The sequence below is a fragment of the Sphingomonas sp. 77B genome (genome assembly GCF_056497825.1).
In genome coordinates this window covers 2,559,193-2,582,384 of the sequence record NZ_JBWMBY010000001.1, presented here as the reverse complement: position 1 = coordinate 2,582,384, position 23,192 = coordinate 2,559,193, and the positions used below count along the sequence as shown (strand labels likewise).

Below are 23,192 nucleotides of genomic sequence, written 5' to 3'. Positions count from 1 at the left end.
CGACAATTGCATCCATTCAGAGCAAGATACCGCCCACCCCCTCTATTCCTCCCGCAAAAGCAACGCTACAGCGGCAAGGGCGCCGGGTTTCGAGGGGGGACCGACCAAGCATGACCGCGACTGCCCACGACCCTGCCGACATCCCTGCCGGTTTTGCCGCTGTTCTGGCGCGCAGCGGCGAGATGGGACGGCTGATCGCCGGGCACGACTGGGCAGCGACACCGCTGGGGCCGATTTCGGCATGGCCGCAAAGCCGGTTGACCGCCATCGCCATCGCGCTGGCCTCCACGATTCCCATCGCCACGATCTGGGGCCCCGAGGGCATCCTGATCTACAATGCGGGCTATGCCGAATTTTCGGGCGACCGGCATCCGGCGATGCTGGGCGTGCCGCTTGTCGGCGTCTGGCCCGAGGCCGCGGCCTTCAATGCCCAGGTCATCGCCGAAGGGCTGGCGGGTCGCACGCTTGCCTATCGCGACCAGGCGATGCTGCTCCATCAGAACGGCAAGCCCGAACAGCATTGGCTGGACCTGGACTATACCCCTATCGCCGACGAAAGTGGCCGCCCGGCCGGAATCATGGCGACCGTCATCGACAGCAGCGCCCGGATGCGCGACCGGCAGGACCGCGAGGTCGCGCTGTCCGCCGCGCGTGAGAGCGAGGCGCGGTTCCGCAACGTCGCCGATCACGCGCCGATCATCATGTGGGTGACCGATGCCGACGGGCACTGCACCTATATCAACCGCGCCTGGCAGGTTCAGACCGGGCAGGACGTGGAGCAGGGGCTGGAGTTCGGCTGGGTCAGGATGCTCCACGCCGAGGATCGCCAGCCGGTCGAACAGGCGTTCCGCGACGCCATCGCCGAGACGCGGAGCTTCCAGATCGAGTTCCGGCTGGCTCACACGGACGCGGGCTATCACTGGATGATGGTCTCCGCCATTCCGCGCTTCGACGATGACGGCACCTATCTGGGCATGATCGGGTCGGTCATCGATATCGACGAGCGCCGCCGGGCGGAGGCGACGCTGCGCGACGTCAATGCGGTGCTGGAACGCCGGGTGATGGAGGCGCTGGCCGAGCGCAAGCTGTTCGCCGACATCATCGATTCGACCGGCACGATGGTCCAGGTGCTGGGCTTCGATCATCGCTATCTGGCGGTCAACCGCGCCGCCGCCGAGGATTTCGAACGGATCTTCGGCACGCGTCCGCAGATCGGCCAGCACAAGGGCGAGGCGATGGCCCATCGCCCCGAAATCCTGTCGGTGATGCGCGATTATTGGACCCGCGCGCTGGCGGGCGAGGATTTCTCGGTCATCCAGGCGCTGGAGGACATGGCGGGCGAGCGGCACCATTACGAACTGCGCTTCAGCCCGCTGGTCTCCGCCGAAGGCACACCGATCGGGGCCTATCAGTTCGCGACCGACGTCTCGGAACGGCTGGCGCAGCAGGAGCGGCTGCACGACATGGAGGCGCAGCTGCGCCAGAGCCAGAAGATGGAGGCGGTCGGCCAGCTGACCGGCGGCATCGCGCACGACTTCAACAATCTGCTCCAGGTCGTGGTCGGCAATCTGGAGATGCTCGACCGATTCCTGCCGACCGACGATCACCCCCGCGCCAAGCGCGCCGCGACCAATGCGATGACGGGCGCCCGGCGCGCGGCGACGCTGACCCAGCGGCTGCTCGCCTTTTCTCGGCGGCAACCGCTGGCGCCGCAATCGGTCGATGCCCGGCGGCTGGTCGATGGGCTGTCCGACCTGCTGACCCGGACGCTGGGCGAGCAGGTCCGGCTGTCGGTTAAGTCCGCCCCCGATTTGTGGGTGACGGAGGCCGACCCCAACCAGCTGGAAAGCGCGATCCTGAACCTGGCGGTCAATGCGCGCGACGCGATGCCGCATGGCGGCACCCTGTCGATCACGATGCGCAACGCGACGCTGGACGGGCTGGCGACGATGGCGGCGGGGCCGGTGCCCTATCCCACCGATCCGGGCGATTATGTCGCGATCGACGTCAGCGATACCGGCACCGGCATGGACCGCGCGACGCTGGGCCGGGTGTTCGAGCCGTTCTTCACCACCAAGGAGGTCGGCAAGGGCACGGGGCTAGGCCTGTCGATGGTGTACGGCTTCGCCAAGCAATCGGGCGGACAGGTGCAGATCGAATCGCGCCCCGGCCAAGGCACCTGCGTCACCCTGTTCCTGCCACGCTTCCAGGGAGAGGCCGCCGCGCCCGTCGAGTTGGCACAACCCACCGCGCATCCCGCACGTGGGTCGGAGACGATCCTGGTGGTCGAGGACGATGCCGATGTCCGCAGCTATTCGACCGAGGCGCTGCGCGAGCTGGGCTATGACGTGGTCGAGGCGGAGGATGGCGCCTCCGCGCTGGCGCTGCTCGATTCGCCGGATGCGTCGCGGATCGCGCTGCTGTTTTCCGACGTGGTGCTGCCCGGCGGGATGACGGGGGCCGACCTGGCCTCGGCCGCGCGGTCGCTGCACCCCGAACTGAAGGTGCTGTTCACCACCGGCTATGCCCGCGACGTGATCGTCCATGGCGGGCGGCTGGATGCCGGGGTCGCATTGATTACCAAGCCGTTCGACTTCGCCGATCTGGCGGCGCGGATACGGTCTATGCTCGACACGTGAGGGGTGGGTGGGCTTGGGGATCGGCCGCAAGCGACCGGCGGCGCCGCGCTTCGTCGACGGGATCGCCCGGCCCCCTGATTCCCCCTCCCGCGCGCTTGGCGGCATAGGAACGCGCATCGGCCCGCTGGATCATGTCCTCCAGCCCGAAGTTCTCACCTGCGGCGAAGGCAAAGCCCAGGCTCAGCCCGAGCGACACGACCCGTCCGTCGCCCAGGTCGAATGGCTGGGTCAGGCGCTCATGGAGACATTCGGCCAGGCGCCGCGCCGCCGCGTCATCCCCGGTCTGCAATACGATGAATTCGTCGCCGCCGGTCCTGGCGACGACCGCGCTGTCCGGCACGCATTGCTGCACCCGTGCGGCGAGCAGGACCAGCAGCCGGTCGCCCGCCGCATGGCCCAGTCGATCGTTGACGCCCTTGAACCCGTCCAGATCGAACGCATGTACCGCGATCGCGGACGGCGCGCTGCGGATCAGCGCATCGAACGCCTCGCGAAGCCCCAGCCGGTTGGCCACGCCGGTCAGCGGGTCACGGCGCGCCTGGGTCTCCATGTCCAGCCGCAACGTGACCGCCCGCCGGGCCGTGGCATAGACGAAATTCACGCTTTGCAGGCCCGCGCCGACAAAGACGGCCCAGACCAGCGCAACGAACAGATATTCGCCGCCCAGCCAGAGCATGGTGGAAACGCTGGGCACGCCCAGGCACAGGATCGCACCGCTCGCGATCTGCGGCCGGATCGACACCCGGGCGATCAGACCCGCGCTATAACCGAAGCAGATACATACCGGCACCAGGTGGAAGGGCGCCTGGGGCATCAGATAGGCGACGACCGAAAAGGCGCTGACCGACAGGCATACCAGGATCGTCGTCACCGCGTGGACGATTTCCAACCTTCGAACCCGGTCGATCGATGCCGCATGATAGAAGTCGCGATATTTCCGGTGATAAAGGATGACCGCGATCTTGATGAGGATGGTCACGGCGCTGATGATCGTCGCGGCGAGCAGGGCGGGACTGAAGTGCTTGCCCAGGATATGCGCGCCCGACAGGATCATCATGGCGCACAGGACCACCATCGGAACAACATTGTCGGCCAGACCGGCGACGAGTTCCCGATAGACGGGTTCCGACTCTTCTCGTCGCAAATCCGGTCCTCTCTGATCGCCTGACGGCCCACGCCGCGAGACCGGCCCGTCATCGTCGACAGCCCATTAAGAGGGCAGATCGACTTGCTGGCAAGCGCCAATGTAGATCATATATTCATGATTGGCCGCTTGCCGGTGAGACCCTTGGTCGAAAAGTACCAAATTTTCATCAAGGTCTACGAAAAAGACGCTGACGGCCGAAAAAGCAGGTTCTGGGTGATCGGATATGTCTCCACCGTGCGAACCGGATTCGGACAGGCGGCGGCTTGCGGGGGATGCTGCACGCCCCCGTCACCCCCACGCACCCGAGTCGGCGGGTTGCGCGTTCAGCGCGACGGGACGAAAGGACAGGGATGGCATCGCGGTTTCGGCAATTCTGGAGCGAGGAGGAATGGTCCTTCGCTCCCCATGAGCGGCCGACCATTCCCGGCTCGCCGGGCAATTTCGATCACCCCAACCGGCGGCGCATCGCGTACGGCGTGATCGCGGTGCTGATCGGGTTGACCGGCGGCCTCGGCAATGCGCTGGTCCAGGTCAATACCGTGCAGTTGCAAGGAGCGCTGGGGCTCGATCCAACCGAGATCGCGTGGCTGCCCATCGTCTATGTGATGACCAACGCGTCGATCAACCTGCTGCTCATCAAGTTCCGCCAGCAATTCGGCCTCAGGCCCTTCGCGCTGCTGTTTTCCGGGCTCTACACGATCCTGGCCTTCGCCCATCTGTTCGTGCGCGATTTCGCCACCGCCATCGCGGTGCGCGGGGCCAGCGGCATGGCGGCGGCGGCGCTGTCGTCGCTGGGCCTTTATTACATGATGCAGGCGCTGCCGTCGAAATGGCGGCTGAAGGCGATCGTGCTGGGCATCGGCGTGCCGCAATGCGCCGCGCCGCTCGCGCGGCTCTTCTCGCCCGAGTTGCTCGCCATGTCGCAGTGGCGCACGCTGTACCTGTTCGAGTTCGGGCTGGCGGCGATCAGCCTGGCCGCGATCATCACGCTGCGCCTGCCGCCGACTCAGCGACTCAAGGCGTTCGAGCCACTCGATTTTCTGACCTTCGCGCTCTACGCGCCCGCCATCGGCCTGTTCTGCGCGGTGCTGGGCCAGGGGCGGCTGGTCTGGTGGACGCAGGCCGCCTGGATCGGCTGGGCGCTGGTCATCGCCATCCCGCTGCTGGCGCTGGCGCTGTGGATCGAGCATCACCGCGCCAATCCGCTGCTCAACACGCGCTGGCTGGGGTCGATCGACATCGTGCGCTTCGCCATCGTCACGCTGATGGCGCGCATCGTGTTTTCGGAACAGAATTTCGGCGCGGTCGGGCTGTTGACCACGCTGGGCCAGAATAACGACCAGTTCGGCACGCTCTTCACCATCGCCTTCGTGGCGTCGGTCGCGGGCGTGATCGCCAGCGCGGTGACGCTGGACGTGACGCGGCTGACCCATCCGGTGATGTTCGCAATCGGGCTGGTCGCCATCGCCGCCTATGCCGACAGCTTCTCGACCAATTTGACCCGCGCGCCCGAGCTGTACGCGACCCAGGCGGTGATCGCCTTCTCCACCACCTTCTTCCTCGGCCCGTCGCTGCTGTTCGGCATGACCCGCGCGCTGCAACAGGGGGCCGGGCACGTCATCAGCTTCATCGCGCTGTTCGGGATGCTCAATTCGGTGGGCAGCCTGGGCGGCACCGCGCTGCTCGGCACCTATCAGGTAGTGCGCGAAAAGACGCACAGCGCCGCCATCGTCCAGAATATCGACCCGACCGACCCGCAGGTGACGCAGCGGATCGCGGCGGGCGGCGCGCGCGTGTCGGGCGTGGTCGGCGACTCCACACTGGCGCGGGCCGAGGGTGCCGCCCTCCTGTCGCAGGCCGCCACGCGCGAGGCCAATATCCGCGCCTATAACGACGTCTTCCGCCTGGTCGCAGTGCTTGCGGCCGCCGTCACCCTTTTCCTCGCGCTGCTGACCTGGCGGCGTGCGCGCCGCGCCCGTGCGGCGGCCAAGGTGCAACCATGACCGACACGCGATCGCCCGTCTCGCCCACCCCGATGACCGAGGAAGCCGCCGCCGAAGCGGGCGTCCCGCCCCCTGCGCCCGCTCCCGTGCCGCCGCCCGCCGCCGCATCGGGCTGGCGACCGCCCTCGGGCGGGTGGCGGTCGCGCGCGCTGATCGCGCTGCTCGTCATCGGCGGCATCGCGGCGGTGCTGGCGGCGTGGCGCCTGCCGCCCTTTTCCAGCGACCTCCAGTCGACCGACAACGCCTATGTCCGTGGCCGGACGACGGTGATCGCGCCGCAGGTCAGCGGCTATGTCACCGCCGTGCTGGTCAAGGATTTCGAGACGGTGCGCGCCGGGCAGCCGCTGGTGAAGATCGACGACCGCATCTACCGCCAGCGCGTCGACCAAGCGAGCGCGCAGGTCGCGGCACAGGCGGCGACGCTTGCCAACAGCCGCCAGGCCCAGGCGTCTCGCACCGCCAGCCTCGCCGCGCAGGACGCCGCCGTCGCCAATGCCGAGGCGCAGCTGATGCGCGCGCAGGCCGACATGGCGCGGGTCAACGACCTCGTGACCGACGGCTCGGTATCGTTGCGCGAACGCGACCAGACGCTGGCCGCGCTCCGCCAGGCCCAGGCGCAGCTGCGCCAGGCCAAGGCCGCGCGCGACATCGCGCAACAGGATGTCCGCACCGTCGTGGTCGGGCGCGGCGGCCAGCAGGCGGGCGTGTCGGGCGCCGAGGCCGCGCGGCGGCTGGCGCAGATCGACCTCGCCAACACGATCGTCCGCGCGCCAGAGGACGGCCGCCTGTCCGAGGTCGGCGTGCGGCTGGGCCAATATGTGACGGCGGGATCGCAGCTGATGTTCCTGGTGCCGCCCGAAACCTGGGTCATCGCCAATTTCAAGGAGGCGCAGACCGCGCGCATGGCGGTGGGACAGCCCGCCAGCTTCACCGTCGACGGCCTGGGCAATGCACGACTGAAGGGGCATGTCGAGCGGATCTCGCCCGCCGCCGGGTCCGAGTTCGCGGTGCTGAAGTCCGACAACGCCACCGGCAATTTCACCAAGGTGCCGCAGCGTATCGCGGTGCGTATCCGCGTCGACCCCGGCCAGCCCCTGGCCGCGCGCCTGCGCCCCGGCATGTCGGTGCAGGCCAGTGTCGACACGGCGGGCGGGCCGAAGGTGCGATGAGACACGCCGCCCTCCCCCTCGCCGCCGCGCTGCTGCTCGCCGGGTGCATCGGCCCGCGTCCGGCCGCCCCCGCCGCCAGCGCCGTGGTGCCGCCGCCCGCCTGGCGTACCGCGCTGGGGCCGGGCAGCCCAATCGCGGCCGATTGGTGGCAGGCGTTCGGCGACGCGCAGCTGACCGCGCTCGTCATCCGGGCGCTGGCCGACAATCCCGATCTGGGCAGCGCGGCGGCGCGGATCGAGGAGGCACGGGCGCAGGAACGACTGGCGCGTGCACAACTCTCGCCCAACGTCACGGCGGGCCTGCCGCTGACGGAAGGACGCACCGTCAGCGCTTTCGGCACCGGGCTCGACCAGCTCGGAGCAACGCCGCTGGTCCAGGCGAGCTATGACTTCGACCTGTTCGGGCGGCTGCGAAGCGCCCGCGCCGCCGCCCGCGCACAATTGCTGGCGACCGAGGCGGCGCGCGATACCGTGCGGCTCGCGCTCGCCGCCGGGGTGGCGAGCGGCTATGTGACTTTGCGCGCACTCGACCACCGGCTGCACATCGCCGAGGAGACGCTGGCCGCGCGCGCCGACGCGCTGCGCATCGCCCGGCGGCGGGCGACGACGGGCTATACCTCCAATCTCGAACTGCGGCAGGCGGAGGGGGAGTATCGCGCGACCGAACAGCTGGTCGCCGCCGCCAGGCTGGCCGTCACGCGGCAGGAGAACGCGCTGAGCGTCCTGATCGGCGGCGCGCCGGGGACGATCCCGCGCGGTCTGCCGATCGACCGGCTGGTCCGCCCGGCCATTCCCGACGGCCTGCCCGCCGACCTGCTGCGCCGCCGCCCCGACCTCTATCAGGCCGAACAGGCACTGGTCGCCGCCGACCGATCACTCGACAGCGCGCGGGCCGCGATGCTGCCCAGCCTGGGCCTGACCGGCTCGGCGGGGGTCGCCTTTTCCAATGCGCTGAACAATCCGATCACCCTCTTCTCGATCGGCGGCAGCGTGCTGGCCCCGATCTTCGATGCAGGCCGGTTGCGGGCGCAGGCCGATGCCAGCGCGGCGCGGCGCGACCAGGCGGCCTTCGCCTATCGCAAGACCGCGCTGACCGCGTTCCGCGAGGTGGATGACAGCCTGGCCTCCGTCCGCCGCTCGGGCGAGCAGGCGGTGGCGCTGGCCGGACAGCGTGCGGCGCAGGCCGACGCGCTGCGCATCGCCTCCAACCGCTACCGCGCGGGCTATTCCTCCTATCTCGAGCAGCTGGATGCGCAGCGCGGGCTGCTGACCGCCGAACTGGCGCTCGCCGAGGCGCAGGCCAGTCAGCTGACCGCCTATATCACCCTGTATCAGGCGATGGGCGGCGGCTGGTCGCCCGACGCCATCCAGGCGACGGCGCGATAGATGCGCATTCGGGGAGGGTTACCGCAATCGCTTTCATGACTGGGAACGGTCGATGGAACACGGACACGGGGTTGCGCGCTGACGCCCCCGAACCGACACTGCCAACCGAGTGAACAATGGGAGATCCGCTATGGGCGTGAATGTGATCTACAAGACCAAGGCGACGGCAACCGGCGGCCGCGACGGCGCGGCGCGGTCGGAAGACGGCTCGGTCGACGTCAAGCTGGTCGTCCCGAAGGAAATGGGCGGCCCGGGCGGCGATGGCGCCAACCCGGAAAAGCTGTTCGCGGCGGGCTATTCGGCCTGTTTCCTGGGCGCCATGAAGGCGGTTTCGGGCAAGGAAGGCGTGAAGGTGCCGCAGGACGCCACCGTCACCGCCGAGGTCGGCTTCGGCCCGCGTGAGGAAGGCGGCTATGGCATCACCGTCGACCTGCTGGTCAACCTGCCCGGTGTCGACCGCGCCGACGGCGAAAAGCTGATGCACGCCGCACACCAGGTCTGCCCCTATTCCAACGCGACGCGGAACAATGTGGATGTCGGCCTGACCCTCGCCTGAGCCGTCCCGCTTCACACCATTCGAGGCCCTTCGTCCCCAGCGGCGGAGGGCCTTGCCGTTTTTCAAGGACCCGATGATGACGACCCGCCCCGCCGGAACCGAGAGCTTCGCGCTCAACCAGACGATGCTGCGCATTCGCGACCCCAAGCCTTCGCTCGCCTTCTACCGGGATGTGCTGGGCATGACCCTGCTCCAGCAGCTGGATTTCGAGGAGATGCGCTTCTCGCTCTATTTCCTCGCCTATCTGGGCGAGGGCGAAACCATTCCGCAGGATCCCGCCGAGCGCGCCCGTTTCATCTTCGAACGCGAAACGACGTTGGAACTGACCCATAATTGGGGGACCGAATCGGACCCCGATTTCAAGGGCTATCACGATGGCAACAGCGATCCACGCGGCTTCGGCCATATCGGGATCAGCGTTGCCGATGTTGCCGAAGCCTGTGCGCGATTCGAAACGCTCGGGGTGAATTTCAAGAAGCGCCCGCAGGACGGCAAGATGAAGGACATCGCCTTCATCACCGACCCCGACGGCTATTGGATCGAGATCTTGTCCGCCAAGGGCATGACCGACAGCCTTAACCCAGGTCAATAATTCAGGAAAAATCCTACGGCGTCGTGACAGTTTCGAAACGGGATATTTACCGATTCTGCCCATTATGGGCACACACGCCGGAGGGATCGTAGCCAGCTCATATCCTCCGCCGCATCCGGCGAGTGCTTCCGCTCGCCAAGGGTTTTTGGAGGATATGCCGCTATGTTGTCCTGGTTTGCCAAGACGGCACCCATTCGCCTGAAATTCGACGTGCTGACCGCCCTATACGGGGCGATCGGCGCGGTCGGACTGATAGCGACGATCGCCGCCCAGGGCAGTTTCTCCTTCTCGCTGCCCGTCATCGCGGCCGCGGTCGCCCTCGTGCTGTCGCTGGTCGCGATGCGGGTGGCCCGCAAGCTGATCTGCGACCCCTATGTCAGCAGCGTCGTGACGATGGAGCATCTCGCCGCCGGGGACGTCGATCGGGAAATCCTGTATAACGATTATAAAGACTGCGTCGGCCGCATGGCCCGCGCGATGCACGTCTTTCGCCGCCACGCCGCCGACATCAAGAAGGCGGGCGAGGCGCAGCAGCTCGTCGTCACCTCGCTGGGACGGGGACTGAGCGAACTTGCCGACGGCAATCTGACCGATACGATCCATACGCCCTTCCCGGCTGACTATGAAAAGCTGCGCGTCGACTTCAACCGCGCGATGGAATCCATGGGTCGCGCGATGAGCGCGGTTACGGTCGCCACCCACGGCATCAACGCGGGCGCCAGCGACATCCGCCAGGCGTCGGACGATTTGTCGCAGCGGACCGAGCAGCAGGCCGCCAGCCTGGAGGAAACCGCCGCCGCGATGGACGAGATCACCTCGACCGTCCGCCAGACCGCCGAGGGTGCGAACCGCGCCAACCGCGCCGTGGCCGATGCGCGGATCGAGGCGCAGCAATCGGGCGAGGTCGTCCGCCGCGCGGTCGACGCCATGGCCGGGATCGAACGCGCGTCGAGCGAAATCTCCGAGATCATCAGCGTCATCGACGGCATCGCCTTCCAGACGAACCTGCTCGCACTCAACGCAGGCGTCGAAGCGGCGCGCGCCGGGGACGCGGGCAAGGGTTTTGCCGTGGTCGCCTCCGAAGTCCGCGCGCTCGCCCAGCGTTCGGCCGACGCGGCCAAGGACGTGAAGTCACGAATCCTCGCCAGTTCCGAACAGGTCGAATCGGGTGTCAGCCTGGTCAGCGAAACCGGCAAGGCGCTGGAGCGGATCATCGGCCAGATCGGCGAAATCAGCACGCTGGTCGAAAACATCGCCAGCTCCGCCGAGCGCCAATCGACCGGGCTTCAGGAGGTCAACACAGCCGTGTCCGCGATGGACGGCGTGACCCAGCAGAATGCCGCGATGGTCGAACAGGCCACCGCCGCCGCCCGCTCGCTGGCGGTCGAGGCCGATGCCCTGGCCCGTGAAATCGCGCGCTTCCGGGTCGCGAATCAGCCGGGCCACGCCCCCGCCCCCGTCCAGCCGGTCCACCAGATGCAGCAGCGCGTCGCCGCCGCCGGCCGCCGAATCGCCCAGAGTGCGCGCCCTGCCCCCGCTCCCGCCGCCACCCCCATGCCGGTCCATGCGGCGCCCCAGGCGATGGGCAACGCCGCGCTGGCGGTCAGCGACGACGACTGGACCGAATTCTGATCGCCCTTGCCCGGTGCGGTCGGGCACCCGGCCGGGTTCAAGGGTAAAAATCGATTAACCCACGCTTTCTTAACGACCTTTGCGCCATGCTGCGCCCCGAAACCCGCGACTGGAGTCTCGCCGTGACCGCTCTGTCCCTTGCCCCCGTGCTCGACACCGCCGCCGCCGTTCCGCTGCGTCAGGCGCTGCTCGACCTGATCGCGTCGGGTGACCCGATCACGCTCGACGGGTCGCAGGTGGCCCAGGCGGGCCAGGCCTGCCTTCAGGTGCTGGCCAGCGCGCAGGCGATGGCCGCGTCGATCCCGACCGATTTCGAACTGAACAGTCCATCCGAGCCGCTGGCTTCGATGATCGCGCTGGCGGGGCTCGACAGCCTCGTTGCCGAAGCCTGAAAGGCCTGACCCGATGAACCTCGACGAGATTCAGCAGATTTTCTTCCAGGAATGCGAAGAAGGTCTCGGCGCGCTCGAAACCGCCTTTGCCGACCTGAAGCGCGACCGCCACGATGACGAGACGATCAACACCGTCTTCCGGTCGGTCCACTCGATCAAGGGCGGCGCGGGCGCGTTCGGGCATGAGCGGCTCCAGCATTTCTCGCACCATTATGAAACAGTGCTCGACCTGATCCGCAACGGCACGCTGCCGCTCAGCGAGCCGTTGATCGACCTGATCGTCGCGGCATTCGACACGCTGGCCGATCATGTCGCCGCCGCGCGCGGCGAGGGCGGGGTGCCCGCCGACCAGGCGATGCTCGACCGGCTGGCCGCCGCCGCCCTGGGTGAGGTCGGTGGTGCCGCTGCGACTGTCGCCGAGCCGGAACCCGTCGCCGATATCGCTTTCGCCGCGCCCACCTCCGATGTCGCGGCCGCCGCGCTGGACGATTTCGACGCGCTGTTCGCGATGCTCGAGGATCCGGCGCCCGCCGCCGAGCCCGCTGGTCCCGCCGAGTGGATCGTCTCGGTCCATCCCGGCCCGCGTGCCTTCGACCATGGCGCCGAGCCGATGCTGGCGCTGCGCGAATTGTCGCGCATGGGCGGCCGTACGCTGTCGGCCGACCTGTCCGAGCTGCCGCAGCTCGACGGGCTGGATGCCGAGCGAGCCTATATCGGCGTGACCATGGCGATGCCCGGTACGCTGGACGAGGACGATATCCGCGCGGTCTTCGACTTTGCTGATCCGCAATGCCGCCTGACCGTCACCCGCGCCGATCCCGCGATGGCCGTCGTCGAAGCCGCCGTTGAGGTCGAACCCGCCGCCACCGAGCCGACCGCCGACATCATCCCGCTGCCGATCGCGCAGGCCGAGCCCGCCCCTGCGCCCGCGCCGGTCGCGGCACCGGCCCCCGCGCCGGTGGTCGCCGCCGCACCACCGCCGCCCGTCCCCGCTCCGGCGGCCGCGCCCGCACCCGCCGCCGCACCCATCGTGTCGGTCGTCGAGGCGGCGAGCAGCCCGCGCGTCGCCGCCGCCGCCGCGCAGACGATCCGCGTCGACCTCGACAAGCTGGACCGGCTGGTCAACCTGGTCGGCGAGCTGGTCATCACCCAGGCGATGCTGGCGCAGCGTCTGTCGGAAAACGAAATGGGCTCGATCCCCGAGCTGTCCGACCTCGATCACCTGACGCGCGAGCTGCAGGATTCGACGATGGCGATCCGCGCCCAGCCAATGAAGACCGTCTTCAGCCGCGTGCCGCGCATCATCCGCGAACTGGAGGTCGAGACCGGCAAGCGCGTCCGCCTGGAAGTCGAGGGCGAGATGACCGAGGTCGACAAGACCGTGGTCGAGCGCATCGGCGAGCCGCTGACCCACCTGATCCGCAATGCCGTCGACCATGGCCTGGAAACCCCGGCCGATCGCAAGGCGGCGGGCAAGGACGGCGAGGGCGTCGTCACCCTGTCGGCCGCGCACCAGTCGGGCCGGATCGTCATCACCGTGGCCGATGACGGACGCGGCATCGACCGCGCGCGCGTCAAGGCCAAGGCGATCGAGCGCGGCATCATCGCCCCCGATGCGCAGCTGTCCGAGGAAGAGATCGACAATCTGATCTTCGCTCCCGGCTTCTCGACCGCCGCCGTCGTCTCCAACATCTCGGGCCGCGGCGTCGGCATGGACGTGGTGCGCAAGAACATCCAGGCGCTGGGCGGCCGCATCGGCATCCAGTCCGAATTGGGCAAGGGGTCGAGCTTCTCGCTCAGCCTGCCGCTGACGCTGGCCGTGCTCGACGGCATGATCGTGACCGTCGGCGACCAGACCTTCGTCATCCCGCTGACCCATATCGTCGAGAGCCTGCGCCCCGGCATCGACGAAGTGCATGTGGTCGGCGGCCAGTCGCCGCTGCTCGACGTGCGCGGCACCTATGTCCCCGTCCACCGCGTCGGCGAGCAGCTTGGCGTGACCGGCGCGATCGCCAAGCCCGAAAACGCGGTGCTGATCGTGGTCGAAAGCGACCAGGGCCAGGCGGTGCTGATGGTCGACTCGATCCAGGACCAGCGTCAGGTCGTCGTGAAGAGCCTGGAGGCCAATTACCGCGCCATCCACGGGCTAGCCGGTGCCACCATCCTGGGCGACGGCCGGGTCGCGCTCATTCTCGACGTCGATGCGCTGATCGGCCGCTGGCGCCGTGACGGGCGTGGGCCAAGCGCCTTCCTTGAGGATATGGCCGCGTGAACGCGCTTGCCGCCCTGGCGTCGCGCGAGCCGCAGCGGGAGATGGAGTTCGCCTTTTCGGCGTCCGACCACCGCGCGATCGCCGACATCATCTACGCCGAATCGGGCATCCTGCTGCCCGAGAGCAAGGCGAAGCTGATCTATGGGCGGCTGGCCCGGCGCCTGCGCGCGTGCGGGCTCAGCAACTTTCCCGATTATCTCGCGCTGATCGAGAATGATCCGGCCGAACGCGCCCGCGCGGTCGACTCGCTGACCACCAACCACACCTCGTTCTTCCGCGAAAATCATCATTTCGAGCATTTCCACGACCAGCTCTGGCCGGGCTTCTCGCAACGCCTGGCGAGCGGCGGGCGGGTGCGGATCTGGTCCGCCGCCTGCTCCAGCGGCGAGGAACCCTATTCGCTGATGATGACGATCGCGGGCCAGGATGTCCGCGCCGCCGAGAAGCTGGGTAACCAGGATTTCAAGATTCTCGCGACCGACCTGTCGCCCAGCGTGATCGCGACGGCCCGCGCGGGCCGCTATCCGCTCGACACCACCCGCGCCATGCCCGCCGCGATGCGATCGACCTGGTGTCGGCGCGTGGGCGACATGGACGAACTGCTCCCCGCGCTGCGCAATCCGATTGCGTTCCGCGAACTCAACCTGCTGCGCAACTGGCCGATGCGGCGGCCCTTTGACGTGATCTTCTGCCGCAACGTCATGATCTACTTCGACGAACCGACCAAGGCCCAATTGCTCGCCCGCTTCGCCGACCAGCTGGTCGACGGCGGCATCCTTTATATTGGTCATGCCGAGCGCATCCCGCCGGAAGTATCGGCGCGCTTTCACTGCATCGGTCGCACCGCTTTCCAGAAAGTATCCTGATGGCCGTACGTACCCTGATTGTCGACGACTCCCCCACCATGCGCGCGCTGATCGCGGGCATGCTGAGCCGCGACCCCGATATCGAAGTGGTCGGCGCCGCCAACGGCCCGCACCAGGCGCGTGAGATGATCAAGGCGCTCGACCCCGATGTCATCACCCTCGACGTCGAGATGCCCGACATGAACGGCCTCGACTTCCTGGAGCGCGTGATGCGCCTGCGCCCGATGCCGGTCGTCATGCTCTCGACGCTGACCCAGGCGGGGGCGGACACCACGATCCGCGCGCTGGAGCTGGGCGCGGTCGAATGCTGCGCCAAGCCCGCGACCAACTGCGTCGACCCGCGCATCGCCGAAAGCGTCAAGGCCGCCGCCAGCAGCCGCCGCATCCGCGTGCGCGACATGGCGCCCGCCGCGCCTACGCCGATGGCCGATTTCAAGCCCATCCCCGGCTCGCTGATCGCGATCGGCGCGTCGACCGGCGGCGTCGAGGCGCTGATCCAGGTGCTGAGCGGCTTTCCGGCGAACTGTCCGCCGACCGTCATCGTCCAGCACATGCCCGCGACCTTCACGACCAGCTTCGCCGCGCGGCTCGACCGGCTGTCCAAGCCCACCGTGGCCGAGGCGCGTCACGGCCAGCCGCTGCTGCCCGGCCATGTCTATCTGGCGCCCGGCGGCACCCATCACATGGAGGTCGGCGGCGTCGACGGCCAGTATCGCGCGCGCCTGATCCCCGACGATCCGATGAGCGGCCATCGACCCTCGGTCGACCGCATGTTCCACAGCGTGGCCAAAACGGTGGGCGCCAAGGCGGTGGGTGCGATCCTGACCGGCATGGGCCGTGACGGCGCGGAGGGGATGCTCGCCATGCGCGCCAGGGGATGCTTCACCATCGGCCAGGACCGCGACAGCTGCGTCGTCTATGGGATGCCCGGCGTCGCACAGGATATCGGGGCGGTGACCAAGCAGTTGACGCTGACGCGGATCGCACCCGCGTTGATCGATCGGTGCCGGGCGTGATCCCCGCCATGACCAGCGCCCTCCCCCCGCCGCCGCCGACACCCTTCACCCGGTTGGCGCGGGGCGACGGCTTGCGCCGAATCAACGTCATCCAGGGCGAGACGCGAGTCAGCCAGGACAAGGACGTCGTGCTGACCACCGTGCTGGGCAGCTGCATTTCAGCGTGCCTGTACGATCCGATCGCCGGAATCGGCGGATTGAATCACTTTTTGCTCGCCGAACCGGGCGTCGCGGAAACCGATCCTAAATCCATGCAGCGCTATGGTGTGTATGCGATGGAAGTTCTGATCAACGCAATGATGGCGCTCGGCGCGCAGCGGCACAGCCTGAAGGCCAGGCTGTTCGGCGGCGCGATGATGCGCGACGGGTTTCGCGACATCGGCTCGGCCAATGCGCAGTTCGCGCGCCGTTTCCTGGCGGACGAGCGGATCGCGCTGGTCGGCGAGGATGTCGGCGGCGTCAGCGCGCGCCGAGTCGAGTTCCGGCCCGCGCTGGGCCTCGCCCGCTGCCGCCACGTCACCGACACGGCGGTTCCCCTGCCGCGCGTCGCCCGTCCGGCTCCGCCACCGCCACCCGCCGCCACCGGCGATGTGGAGTTTTTCTAATGTCCCTCGATCCTTACCCGAAAGGCCAGTTCGTGTCCCAACTCATCATGACCGTGGACGATTCGCCCAGCATGAGAATGCTTCTGCGCGCCGCGCTCACCGATATGGGATATCGGGTGCTGGAGGCCGAGGATGGCGTTCATGCCCTCGACACGCTGGACGGGGTGACGGCCGATACCGCGCCGGATCTGGTCATCACCGACATCAACATGCCGCGCATGGATGGTTTCGGCCTGATCGAGGCGCTGCGTCGCCAGCCCGACCGCCGCAACCTGCCCATCCTGGTGCTGACCACCGAAAGCTCCGACGAAAAGAAGGCGCGGGCGCGCGAAGCGGGTGCGACCGGGTGGATCGTCAAGCCCTTCAATCCCGAAAAGCTCGCCGCGGCCATCCGCCGCGTGCTGCACTGATCCCCTCCGGAGAGGAACCGACCATGTCGCGTCAGCTCATCACCTTCCAGCTTGGCGACCAGATCCTGGGCGTCGACATCATGGCCATCCGCGAAATCCGCGCCTGGTCGCCCGCGACCCCGCTGCCCAACGTGCCCGCGCATGTGCGCGGCGTCGTGAACCTGCGCGGCGTGGTCCTGCCGGTGCTCGACCTGCGCCACCGGCTGGGCTGGGGCGTGACCGATCCCAGCGCGCGCCATGTCATCATCGTGGTACGGATCGGCGAGCAGCTTCAGGGCCTGATCGTCGATGCGGTGAATGACATCGTGACCATCCCGCCCGAGGCGATGCAGCCGCTGCCCGACATGGGCGAGGCGACGGCCGCGCATTATCTCGAAGGGCTGGCCACCATCGAACAGCGATTGATCCTGATCCTGGCGCTCGATCGCCTGTCCGACAGCGTGACATTGACGGCGGAAGCCGCATAATTCCATGTTTTTCAAGACGTAACGGCGTTTCCGTTGGAAGGTATTGAGTAATGGCGGACGTTAAGGTTCTGGTCGTGGACGACTCGCTGACGATGCGGGTCCTCATCTCGGGCGCGCTCGAACGCATCAAGGGCGTCCAGGTGGTGGGCGCCGCCGACGGCGCAGCCGAGGCACGCAAGATGGTCGACCAGTATCGCCCCGAGGTGATGACGCTGGACGTCGAGATGCCGGGCATGAGCGGCCTGGAATATCTGGCCGAGATCATGGAGGAGCGGCCGATGCCGGTCATCATGTTCTCGACCCGGACGGCCGCGGGCGCCGCCGAGTCGGTCGAGGCGCTGCGCCTCGGCGCGATCGACTGTTTCCCCAAGCCCAAGGTCGCGGTTCAGTCCGAACTGGATGCGATCATCGGCAAGCTGGGCAAGCGCATCAAGTCGGCGCGCAATGCCGATCTGAAGCGCGGCAAGGCCGCCAAGGGCCGCAAGGGGCCGGCCGCCGACATCAACTGGAACGGCCGCCTGCTGGCGATCGGTGCGGATGCCGCCAATACCCAGGCGCTGTTCGACCTGTTCCAGAACTTCCCCGCCAACTGCCCGCCGACCCTGGTCGTGCAGCAGATGTCGCCGGGCCTGCTGACCCCGATGATCGAGCAGCTGCGCGAGCAGATTGCGCCCAAGGTCGTCGAGGCGACCGACGGCATGAAGGTCGAACAGGGCACCATCTATTTCGCGCCGCAGGGCGAGACGCACATGGTCGTCGATACCTGGCCGAACGGCAGCTTGCGCCTGCTGGCCCGCGAGCCGGTGGCGGGTGAGCGTCCGTCGATCTCGCTGCTCTTCGCGTCGGTGGCCAAGGCGGCGGGCGGCAATGGCCTGGGCGTGCTGCTGGCGCTGGACGACGAGGACGGCTCGGCGGGTCTGCGCGCGATGCTGGCGGGCGGCGCCTATGCCATCGGTCGCGACGGCACCGACTTCACGCTGAACAAGGGCGCGGTGTCGCAGCCGATCGCAGGCGATGCGATCTTCGCCAACATCGTGAAGCTGTGCAGCAAGTGACGATCTCGGGCATGGACCCGGTCCTCGCCCGGGCACTCGCGGACGAGCTGGTCGACCTGACCCGCTCGCTCGCCGACCTGGCCTATGAGCTGGGCAGCGATCCCGACACGCTGCGCCGCCACATGGTCAGCATCCAGGCGGTCGACCGCATCACCCAGTCGCAACTGGCGATCGCCGACATCCTGCGCTCGGACGCGCCGGTGTCGGCGCGGATCGACGGGGTGACGCTGGAGACGCTGGCCGACCGGCTGCGCACGCGGATGGCGAAGGCGGCCTGAGCCCCCTGCCCCGGCTCGTCAGGCGACGGTTTTCGGGGCGATCGCGGGTCGCGCCGCCATCCGTTCGACCAGCGGACGCATCCCCTCCAGCCATTGCCGGGTCGAAGCGCGCGTCTCCTCGCTCAGGCTGAGCAGCGCCAGCCGACGATCGGTCGGATGCGGCGCGCTGTGGAACATGCCCATCGACACCAGCATGTTGATCCAGCGAACGGCCGTGGTGCGTGGTACGCCCGACGCGCGATAGCAGGCGCTGGTCTCCACGCTGCGCCCCGCTTCTTCCTCCAGGAAGACGAACAGCAGCATGTCGAACGCCGGATCCGCGAACAGATCGGGGTTGAAGACCTTGCCGATCCCCGCGCGCCCGGCGCGCAGGATGGCGCCGATTTCCGCCGCGCCAATCTGTTTTTCCTGCTCGTCGCGAACCAGCGATTCCACCGCCGCCAGTTCGTCGCGAATGCGACGGAGGTGATCGTCGATTGCGCCCCCGTTCGCGCCGCTCGCATCTTCTATCCGCTCGTCATAGCGGTCACTCATGATCCGTTCGCCCCGATCCATGCATCCCCCCGCTGCCGACGCTGGCCGGTACGTCATGAGCGGAATATTCCGATTCCGTCGCATGGCCGCAATTCCCGAGATCGCCGGATGCTACCTAAATTAGAATAGGTTAATCAATATCTGGTGGACGCGATCCCGAATTGATCCCGCTTCGGATGTGTTTTCATAACAAAGGGGCGGCTATGGCTTCGATCCTCAGAAGAACAGCTTGCGGATCGACAGGCGAACGGTGCGGCCCAGCGGATCAAGATAACCGGGCTGATAGCCGATCGGCACGGTGCCATTGGCATCGGTCACGCGCTGGCGCTGGTTGAACAGATTGTCGAAGGACAGGCTGACCCGCGTGCCGCGCAGCCAGGGATGCGCCTTCAACAGGTCCAGCCGCTGGCCCAGATCGGCGAACAGGCGCAGGTCGACCGTCGCCAGGCTGCCGAAGTTCAGCGCCTGCGGATTGGCCGGGGTGCCGCCATTGACCCGCGTCGCGCTCTGCCAGTTGCCCGACAGGCGAACGCCGATGCCGTTGTTGGAATAGCCCGACTGCACCTGCACCTGATGGCGCGAGGTGCCGCCGCTCGACCCGATCGCATCGCCGCGCAACAGGTCGAGCACCGGGCCGCCATTCGCGATATTCACGCGGTCGGCAAAGGTCCACGTATGATAGGCCGCGAACTGGATGCGCCCACCGCCGCCGCCACGACCGCCACCGAAGCCGCCGCCGCGAAAACCGCCGCCGCCCGGGCCACGACCGGGACCACCCGCACCGGGGCCGCCCGCACCGGGGCCGCCCGCACCGGGGCCACCGGGACCGCCCTGCCCTTCGCGACGCGGACCTTCCCCGTCACCGCCACGACGCCCGGGGAAATTCATCCCGGCAAAGGGATTGGGGCCGGTCCCGGCGCGGAACGCCTCCAGTTCCTTCTGGATCTTCGACTTGATCGGCTTGGAGAAGTTGAAGCCCCAGCGCAGCTGCGACCGCTCGGTGCCCGCGAAGTTGATCGGGCGCGAATCCACGCTCAGCAGGTTGCCCGCCTGGTCGCGGGTGAAACGCCCCGGAAAGGCCGCCTCGATCGCGGCGGTCGGCGTCGGGAAGGACGCGATCGCATCGTCGGTGTCGATCCGGTAGTAATTGGCGGTCAGGTTGATGTCGCGGTCGCGCCAGGGCTTCAGCGTCAGGCCCAGCTTCATGACATGGCGATTGTCCGCGAGCAGGTTCGGATTGCCGCCGGTGATCGCCGTGATCGTCGCGGTGGTGCCGCGCACATAGTCGAACAGGCGGACATTGGGCGTGGTAATCGACGGATTGCCCAGTTGCTGCGCGGTCGGTGCATCCTCCTGATCGGTCCAGGAGGCGATGACCCGCACCCCCTCCAGCGGCGACCAGTTGGCGCCGTAGCCGATCGTGGTCAGCGTGCCGAAGTCCGACAGGTGATCCGCGCCGACATTGACGTTCAGCGACAGGTCGCCGATCGCGCCCAGCACCTGGCGGTCGCGATTGGCGATGGGCAGGTCCAGATTGGCCTGGCCGTTGACGATATCGCGCGACACGTCGTCCTGCTGGAAGATGCCGAAGCGGGTCGAGCTGCTGGAAAAGTCGCTGGTCTGGCCGCCGACCTTGACGCTGGCCTGCACATCGCCCGCGGGCAGCGCGAAGACGCGGCCGTTGAGCAGCGCATCGACCTGTCCGGCGGAGGAGGTCGAGCGCGCGAAATTGCGCGCCGCCAGCCCCAGCCCGTCGAGCGGCCCGTAAGGGTTGGCCGTCGGATCGCCCGCGTTGAGCCGCGCCTGCAACCCGGCAATATCGAGCCCGGTATCGGTCGCCACCCGGCTCTCGGCCCGGTCATAGGCGCCCGTCACCGACCAGCGCCAGCGGCCGATATCGCCGTTGAACACGGTGCCGAAATGCGCGGTCAGCCCGGTATTGTTCTGGACCAGCGGGCCATAGGCATCGGTCAGACGGCTGACCGTCGCGGCCGCCCCGAACGGCGAATAGGGATTGCCCGCGGGCAGCGTCAGATTCGCCGAGGGCAGGCCGTTCCAGCTGTTGCTCTGCGTCGTCTGCACCTCGGCATTAAACGAGGCGGACACCTTGTCGAAGATGTTGCGCGAATAGACGATATTGGCGTCCCATTGCCGCTGCGCCGATTGCAGCGTGCGATAGGGGGTGACGTCGGTGCTCGTCGCCGGGCTCCCCGCGAGCTGCGCCAGCGACGGCGCGGCAGTCAGGCCACCGGGAATGCCGACCACGCTGGGGCTGGCCCCGGTCAGCGCGGCCAGGCCCGGATCGGCGGTAACGATATTGCCGCCCAGCGACGCGTTGGAGCGGGGCGCGATGATGCCGCGCTCCGCCTCGGTCAGGCGCGAGGTGTTGGAGAAATCGGTGTGGATGCTCAGCCGCTTGTCGCGGCGGATCTGCAACCAGTCGAGCTTGCCCTGCTCCATCGCCGACCCGCCCTGCGTCGGCACCTTGCCGATCGCCTCGGCCGCCAGCGAGCGGAAGCGCGGCCGCAGGACGAAGTTCACCACCTTCTGGTCGGCGCGATAGCCGTATTTCAGCGCGACTTCCTCGGGGAAGATGTCGACGCGCAGGATCGCCTCAGTCGGCAGGTCGCGGATTTCCTGGAAGCCCGCGATGCGGCGCCCGTTGAGCAGGATCACCGGCGATCCGCCGCGCCCGCTGGTCGTCTGCGGCGCCAGTTCGGTGAGCAGGTCGGAGACGCTCGACACGCCGTAGGAGCGGATATCGGCGGGGCTGAGCTGCTGGTCGGGCGGGATATCGCCGATGACCTTGCCGGGTTCGCGCCGCGCGGTGACGACGACGTCGGCTTCCGCCTCCTCGCCTTCCTCCTCGGCCTCGGGCTGTGCCTGGGAGCGGGTCGGAGCGGTCGTCTGCCCTTGCGGTGCCGTGGGCGTGGCGGCGACGGGCGCGGCAGCCGTCGAAGGGGCCGGGGCCTGCGGGGCAGGTTCGGTCGAGACCTGCGCCTGTGCGATCGCCGGCATCGCGCTCGCCAGCATCAAACCCGCCCAAAGCCGCATGTCCGTCCCTTTTCGCTTATCCGAGGTTTCGGGCGTTAGGACGCAATTGTCGCACAAATGTGCCGTCGATGGCGACAAATGTCGCGGGTAGTGCGGGGGCGGCATTTATATTCCTCCCCGGCACGGGGAGGTGGCAGGCCGTAGGCCTGACGGAGGGGGGCTTCCGCGCAGGGCATCCTTTGCGGATAGCCCCCTCCACCACCGCTTTGCGGCGGTCCCCCTCCCCGTGCCGGGGAGGAAAAGGTTACCCCGCGAATGCCTTCTCGATCACATAGGCGCCCGGCTGCGCGTTCGAGCCTTCGGGGAAGCCCATGTCCTCGAACTTCGCGCCCAGCGACTTGATCATCTCCATGCTGCCGCACATCATGATCCGGTCGGTTTCCGGGTTGAAACCATGCTGGCTGGGGAGCCCGGCGAACAGGCGGCCATCCTCGATCAGCGCGTCGATGCGGCCCGTGGTGTGGAACGGCTCGCGCGTGACGGTGGGCACATAGTGGAACTTCTCCTGCGCCACGTCGCCGACCAGCGGATCGTCAGCCAGCTTGCCCGCCAGCTCGTCATGGAAGGCCAGGTCGCTGACCCGGCGCACCGAGTGGACGATCACCACCTCGTCGAACATGTCATAGATGTCCGGATCGCGCGCGACCGACAGGAACGGCGCGAGGCCGGTGCCCGTCGACAGCATGAACAGCCGCTTGCCGGGCAGCAGCGCGTCGGCGACCAGCGTGCCGGTGGGCTTGCGGCCCAGATAGATGTTATCGCCCGGCTGCACCTTTTGCAGCTTGCTGGTCAGCGGGCCGTCCTCGACCTTGATCGACAGGAAATCGAGCTTCTCGTCATAGGACGGGCTGGCGACCGAATAGGCGCGGAGCAGCGGCTTGCCGTTGTCGCCCTGAAGCCCGATCATCACGAACTCGCCCGAGCGGAAGCGGAAGCTGTCGGGGCGCGACACCGAGAAGGAGAAGAGATGCTCGTTCCAGTGATGGACGCTCTGAACCGTCTCGACGCTCAGCGCCGTGGTCGGGGTCAGTTCGGGCAGGGCAGTATCGGTCGACAAACCTCAAAACTCCTTTGCGCCCCCGCCCGCCGTGCGTTCGGCGAGGGGGGCGAATACGTCATG

General features: G+C 67.9%; 20 protein-coding genes. 16 read left to right on the top strand and 4 right to left on the bottom strand.

The window, feature by feature from the left end:
* Positions 1-110 precede the first annotated feature (110 nt).
* Complete coding sequence (locus AC1GI4_RS12165) at positions 111-2,639, top strand: PAS domain-containing protein (RefSeq protein ID WP_479629669.1); 2,529 nt, start codon at positions 111-113, stop codon at positions 2,637-2,639.
* Here AC1GI4_RS12165 and AC1GI4_RS12160 read toward each other — a convergent pair.
* Positions 2,623-3,783 (bottom strand): diguanylate cyclase domain-containing protein, encoded by a 1,161-nt coding sequence (locus AC1GI4_RS12160; protein WP_479629668.1) that lies wholly within the window; start codon positions 3,781-3,783, stop codon positions 2,623-2,625. The genes AC1GI4_RS12165 and AC1GI4_RS12160 overlap by 17 nt on opposite strands.
* A 353-nt stretch (positions 3,784-4,136) precedes the next feature.
* Here AC1GI4_RS12160 and AC1GI4_RS12155 point away from each other — a divergent pair, with 353 nt between their 5' ends.
* The 15 genes from AC1GI4_RS12155 (at position 4,137) to AC1GI4_RS12085 (ending at position 18,484) form a co-directional block, all read left to right on the top strand.
* Positions 4,137-5,789 (top strand): MFS transporter, encoded by a 1,653-nt coding sequence (locus tag AC1GI4_RS12155; RefSeq protein WP_294268625.1) that lies wholly within the window; start codon positions 4,137-4,139, stop codon positions 5,787-5,789.
* A complete protein-coding gene (locus tag AC1GI4_RS12150; protein WP_294268623.1) occupies positions 5,786-6,958 on the top strand; it encodes an HlyD family secretion protein in 1,173 nt (390 codons plus the stop codon). The genes AC1GI4_RS12155 and AC1GI4_RS12150 overlap by 4 nt, the downstream gene beginning before the upstream one ends.
* Positions 6,955-8,343, top strand: coding sequence for an efflux transporter outer membrane subunit (locus AC1GI4_RS12145; RefSeq protein WP_479629667.1), 1,389 nt, complete (start codon positions 6,955-6,957; stop codon positions 8,341-8,343). The genes AC1GI4_RS12150 and AC1GI4_RS12145 overlap by 4 nt, the downstream gene beginning before the upstream one ends.
* A 130-nt stretch (positions 8,344-8,473) precedes the next feature.
* A complete protein-coding gene (locus AC1GI4_RS12140; protein WP_294268619.1) occupies positions 8,474-8,899 on the top strand; it encodes an organic hydroperoxide resistance protein in 426 nt (141 codons plus the stop codon).
* A gap of 76 nt (positions 8,900-8,975) precedes the next feature.
* Positions 8,976-9,491 (top strand): lactoylglutathione lyase, encoded by a 516-nt coding sequence (gene gloA, locus AC1GI4_RS12135; protein ID WP_294268617.1) that lies wholly within the window; start codon positions 8,976-8,978, stop codon positions 9,489-9,491.
* Positions 9,492-9,653: 162 nt separating this feature from the next.
* Positions 9,654-11,123, top strand: coding sequence for a methyl-accepting chemotaxis protein (locus tag AC1GI4_RS12130; protein ID WP_479629666.1), 1,470 nt, complete (start codon positions 9,654-9,656; stop codon positions 11,121-11,123).
* A gap of 86 nt (positions 11,124-11,209) precedes the next feature.
* Entirely contained in the window at positions 11,210-11,515 is a 306-nt protein-coding gene (locus tag AC1GI4_RS12125; RefSeq protein WP_479629665.1) for an STAS domain-containing protein, read from the top strand.
* Positions 11,516-11,528: 13 nt separating this feature from the next.
* Positions 11,529-13,787, top strand: coding sequence for a chemotaxis protein CheA (locus AC1GI4_RS12120; protein WP_433909089.1), 2,259 nt, complete (start codon positions 11,529-11,531; stop codon positions 13,785-13,787).
* Positions 13,784-14,653, top strand: coding sequence for a CheR family methyltransferase (locus tag AC1GI4_RS12115; RefSeq protein WP_294268611.1), 870 nt, complete (start codon positions 13,784-13,786; stop codon positions 14,651-14,653). The genes AC1GI4_RS12120 and AC1GI4_RS12115 overlap by 4 nt, the downstream gene beginning before the upstream one ends.
* Positions 14,653-15,669: a protein-glutamate methylesterase/protein-glutamine glutaminase gene (locus AC1GI4_RS12110; RefSeq protein WP_479629664.1), complete on the top strand. Its 1,017-nt coding sequence runs from the start codon at positions 14,653-14,655 to the stop codon at positions 15,667-15,669. Before AC1GI4_RS12115 ends, AC1GI4_RS12110 begins: the two co-directional genes overlap by 1 nt.
* Positions 15,670-15,677: 8 nt before the next feature.
* Complete coding sequence (locus AC1GI4_RS12105; protein WP_479629663.1) at positions 15,678-16,274, top strand: chemotaxis protein CheD; 597 nt, start codon at positions 15,678-15,680, stop codon at positions 16,272-16,274.
* A gap of 32 nt (positions 16,275-16,306) precedes the next feature.
* Positions 16,307-16,684 (top strand): response regulator, encoded by a 378-nt coding sequence (locus AC1GI4_RS12100; RefSeq protein ID WP_294268606.1) that lies wholly within the window; start codon positions 16,307-16,309, stop codon positions 16,682-16,684.
* A 23-nt stretch (positions 16,685-16,707) separates the two neighbouring features.
* Positions 16,708-17,151 carry a chemotaxis protein CheW gene (locus AC1GI4_RS12095; protein WP_294268604.1) on the top strand — a complete coding sequence of 148 codons (444 nt, stop codon included), beginning with the start codon at positions 16,708-16,710 and terminating at the stop codon, positions 17,149-17,151.
* Positions 17,152-17,201: 50 nt separating this feature from the next.
* A complete protein-coding gene (locus AC1GI4_RS12090) occupies positions 17,202-18,206 on the top strand; it encodes a chemotaxis protein CheB (protein WP_294268602.1) in 1,005 nt (334 codons plus the stop codon).
* Entirely contained in the window at positions 18,194-18,484 is a 291-nt protein-coding gene (locus AC1GI4_RS12085) for a hypothetical protein (RefSeq protein WP_294268600.1), read from the top strand. Before AC1GI4_RS12090 ends, AC1GI4_RS12085 begins: the two co-directional genes overlap by 13 nt.
* 18 nt (positions 18,485-18,502) lie before the next feature.
* On the opposite strand, the gene AC1GI4_RS12080 is transcribed toward AC1GI4_RS12085, so the two are convergent.
* From AC1GI4_RS12080 to AC1GI4_RS12070, 3 genes are all read right to left on the bottom strand, one after another.
* A complete protein-coding gene (locus AC1GI4_RS12080) occupies positions 18,503-19,018 on the bottom strand; it encodes a hypothetical protein (protein WP_479629662.1) in 516 nt (171 codons plus the stop codon).
* Between the two features lie 216 nt (positions 19,019-19,234).
* Positions 19,235-22,072 (bottom strand): TonB-dependent receptor, encoded by a 2,838-nt coding sequence (locus AC1GI4_RS12075; RefSeq protein ID WP_479629661.1) that lies wholly within the window; start codon positions 22,070-22,072, stop codon positions 19,235-19,237.
* A gap of 244 nt (positions 22,073-22,316) precedes the next feature.
* A complete protein-coding gene (locus AC1GI4_RS12070) occupies positions 22,317-23,129 on the bottom strand; it encodes a ferredoxin--NADP reductase (protein ID WP_294268594.1) in 813 nt (270 codons plus the stop codon).
* Positions 23,130-23,192: the final 63 nt, after the last annotated feature.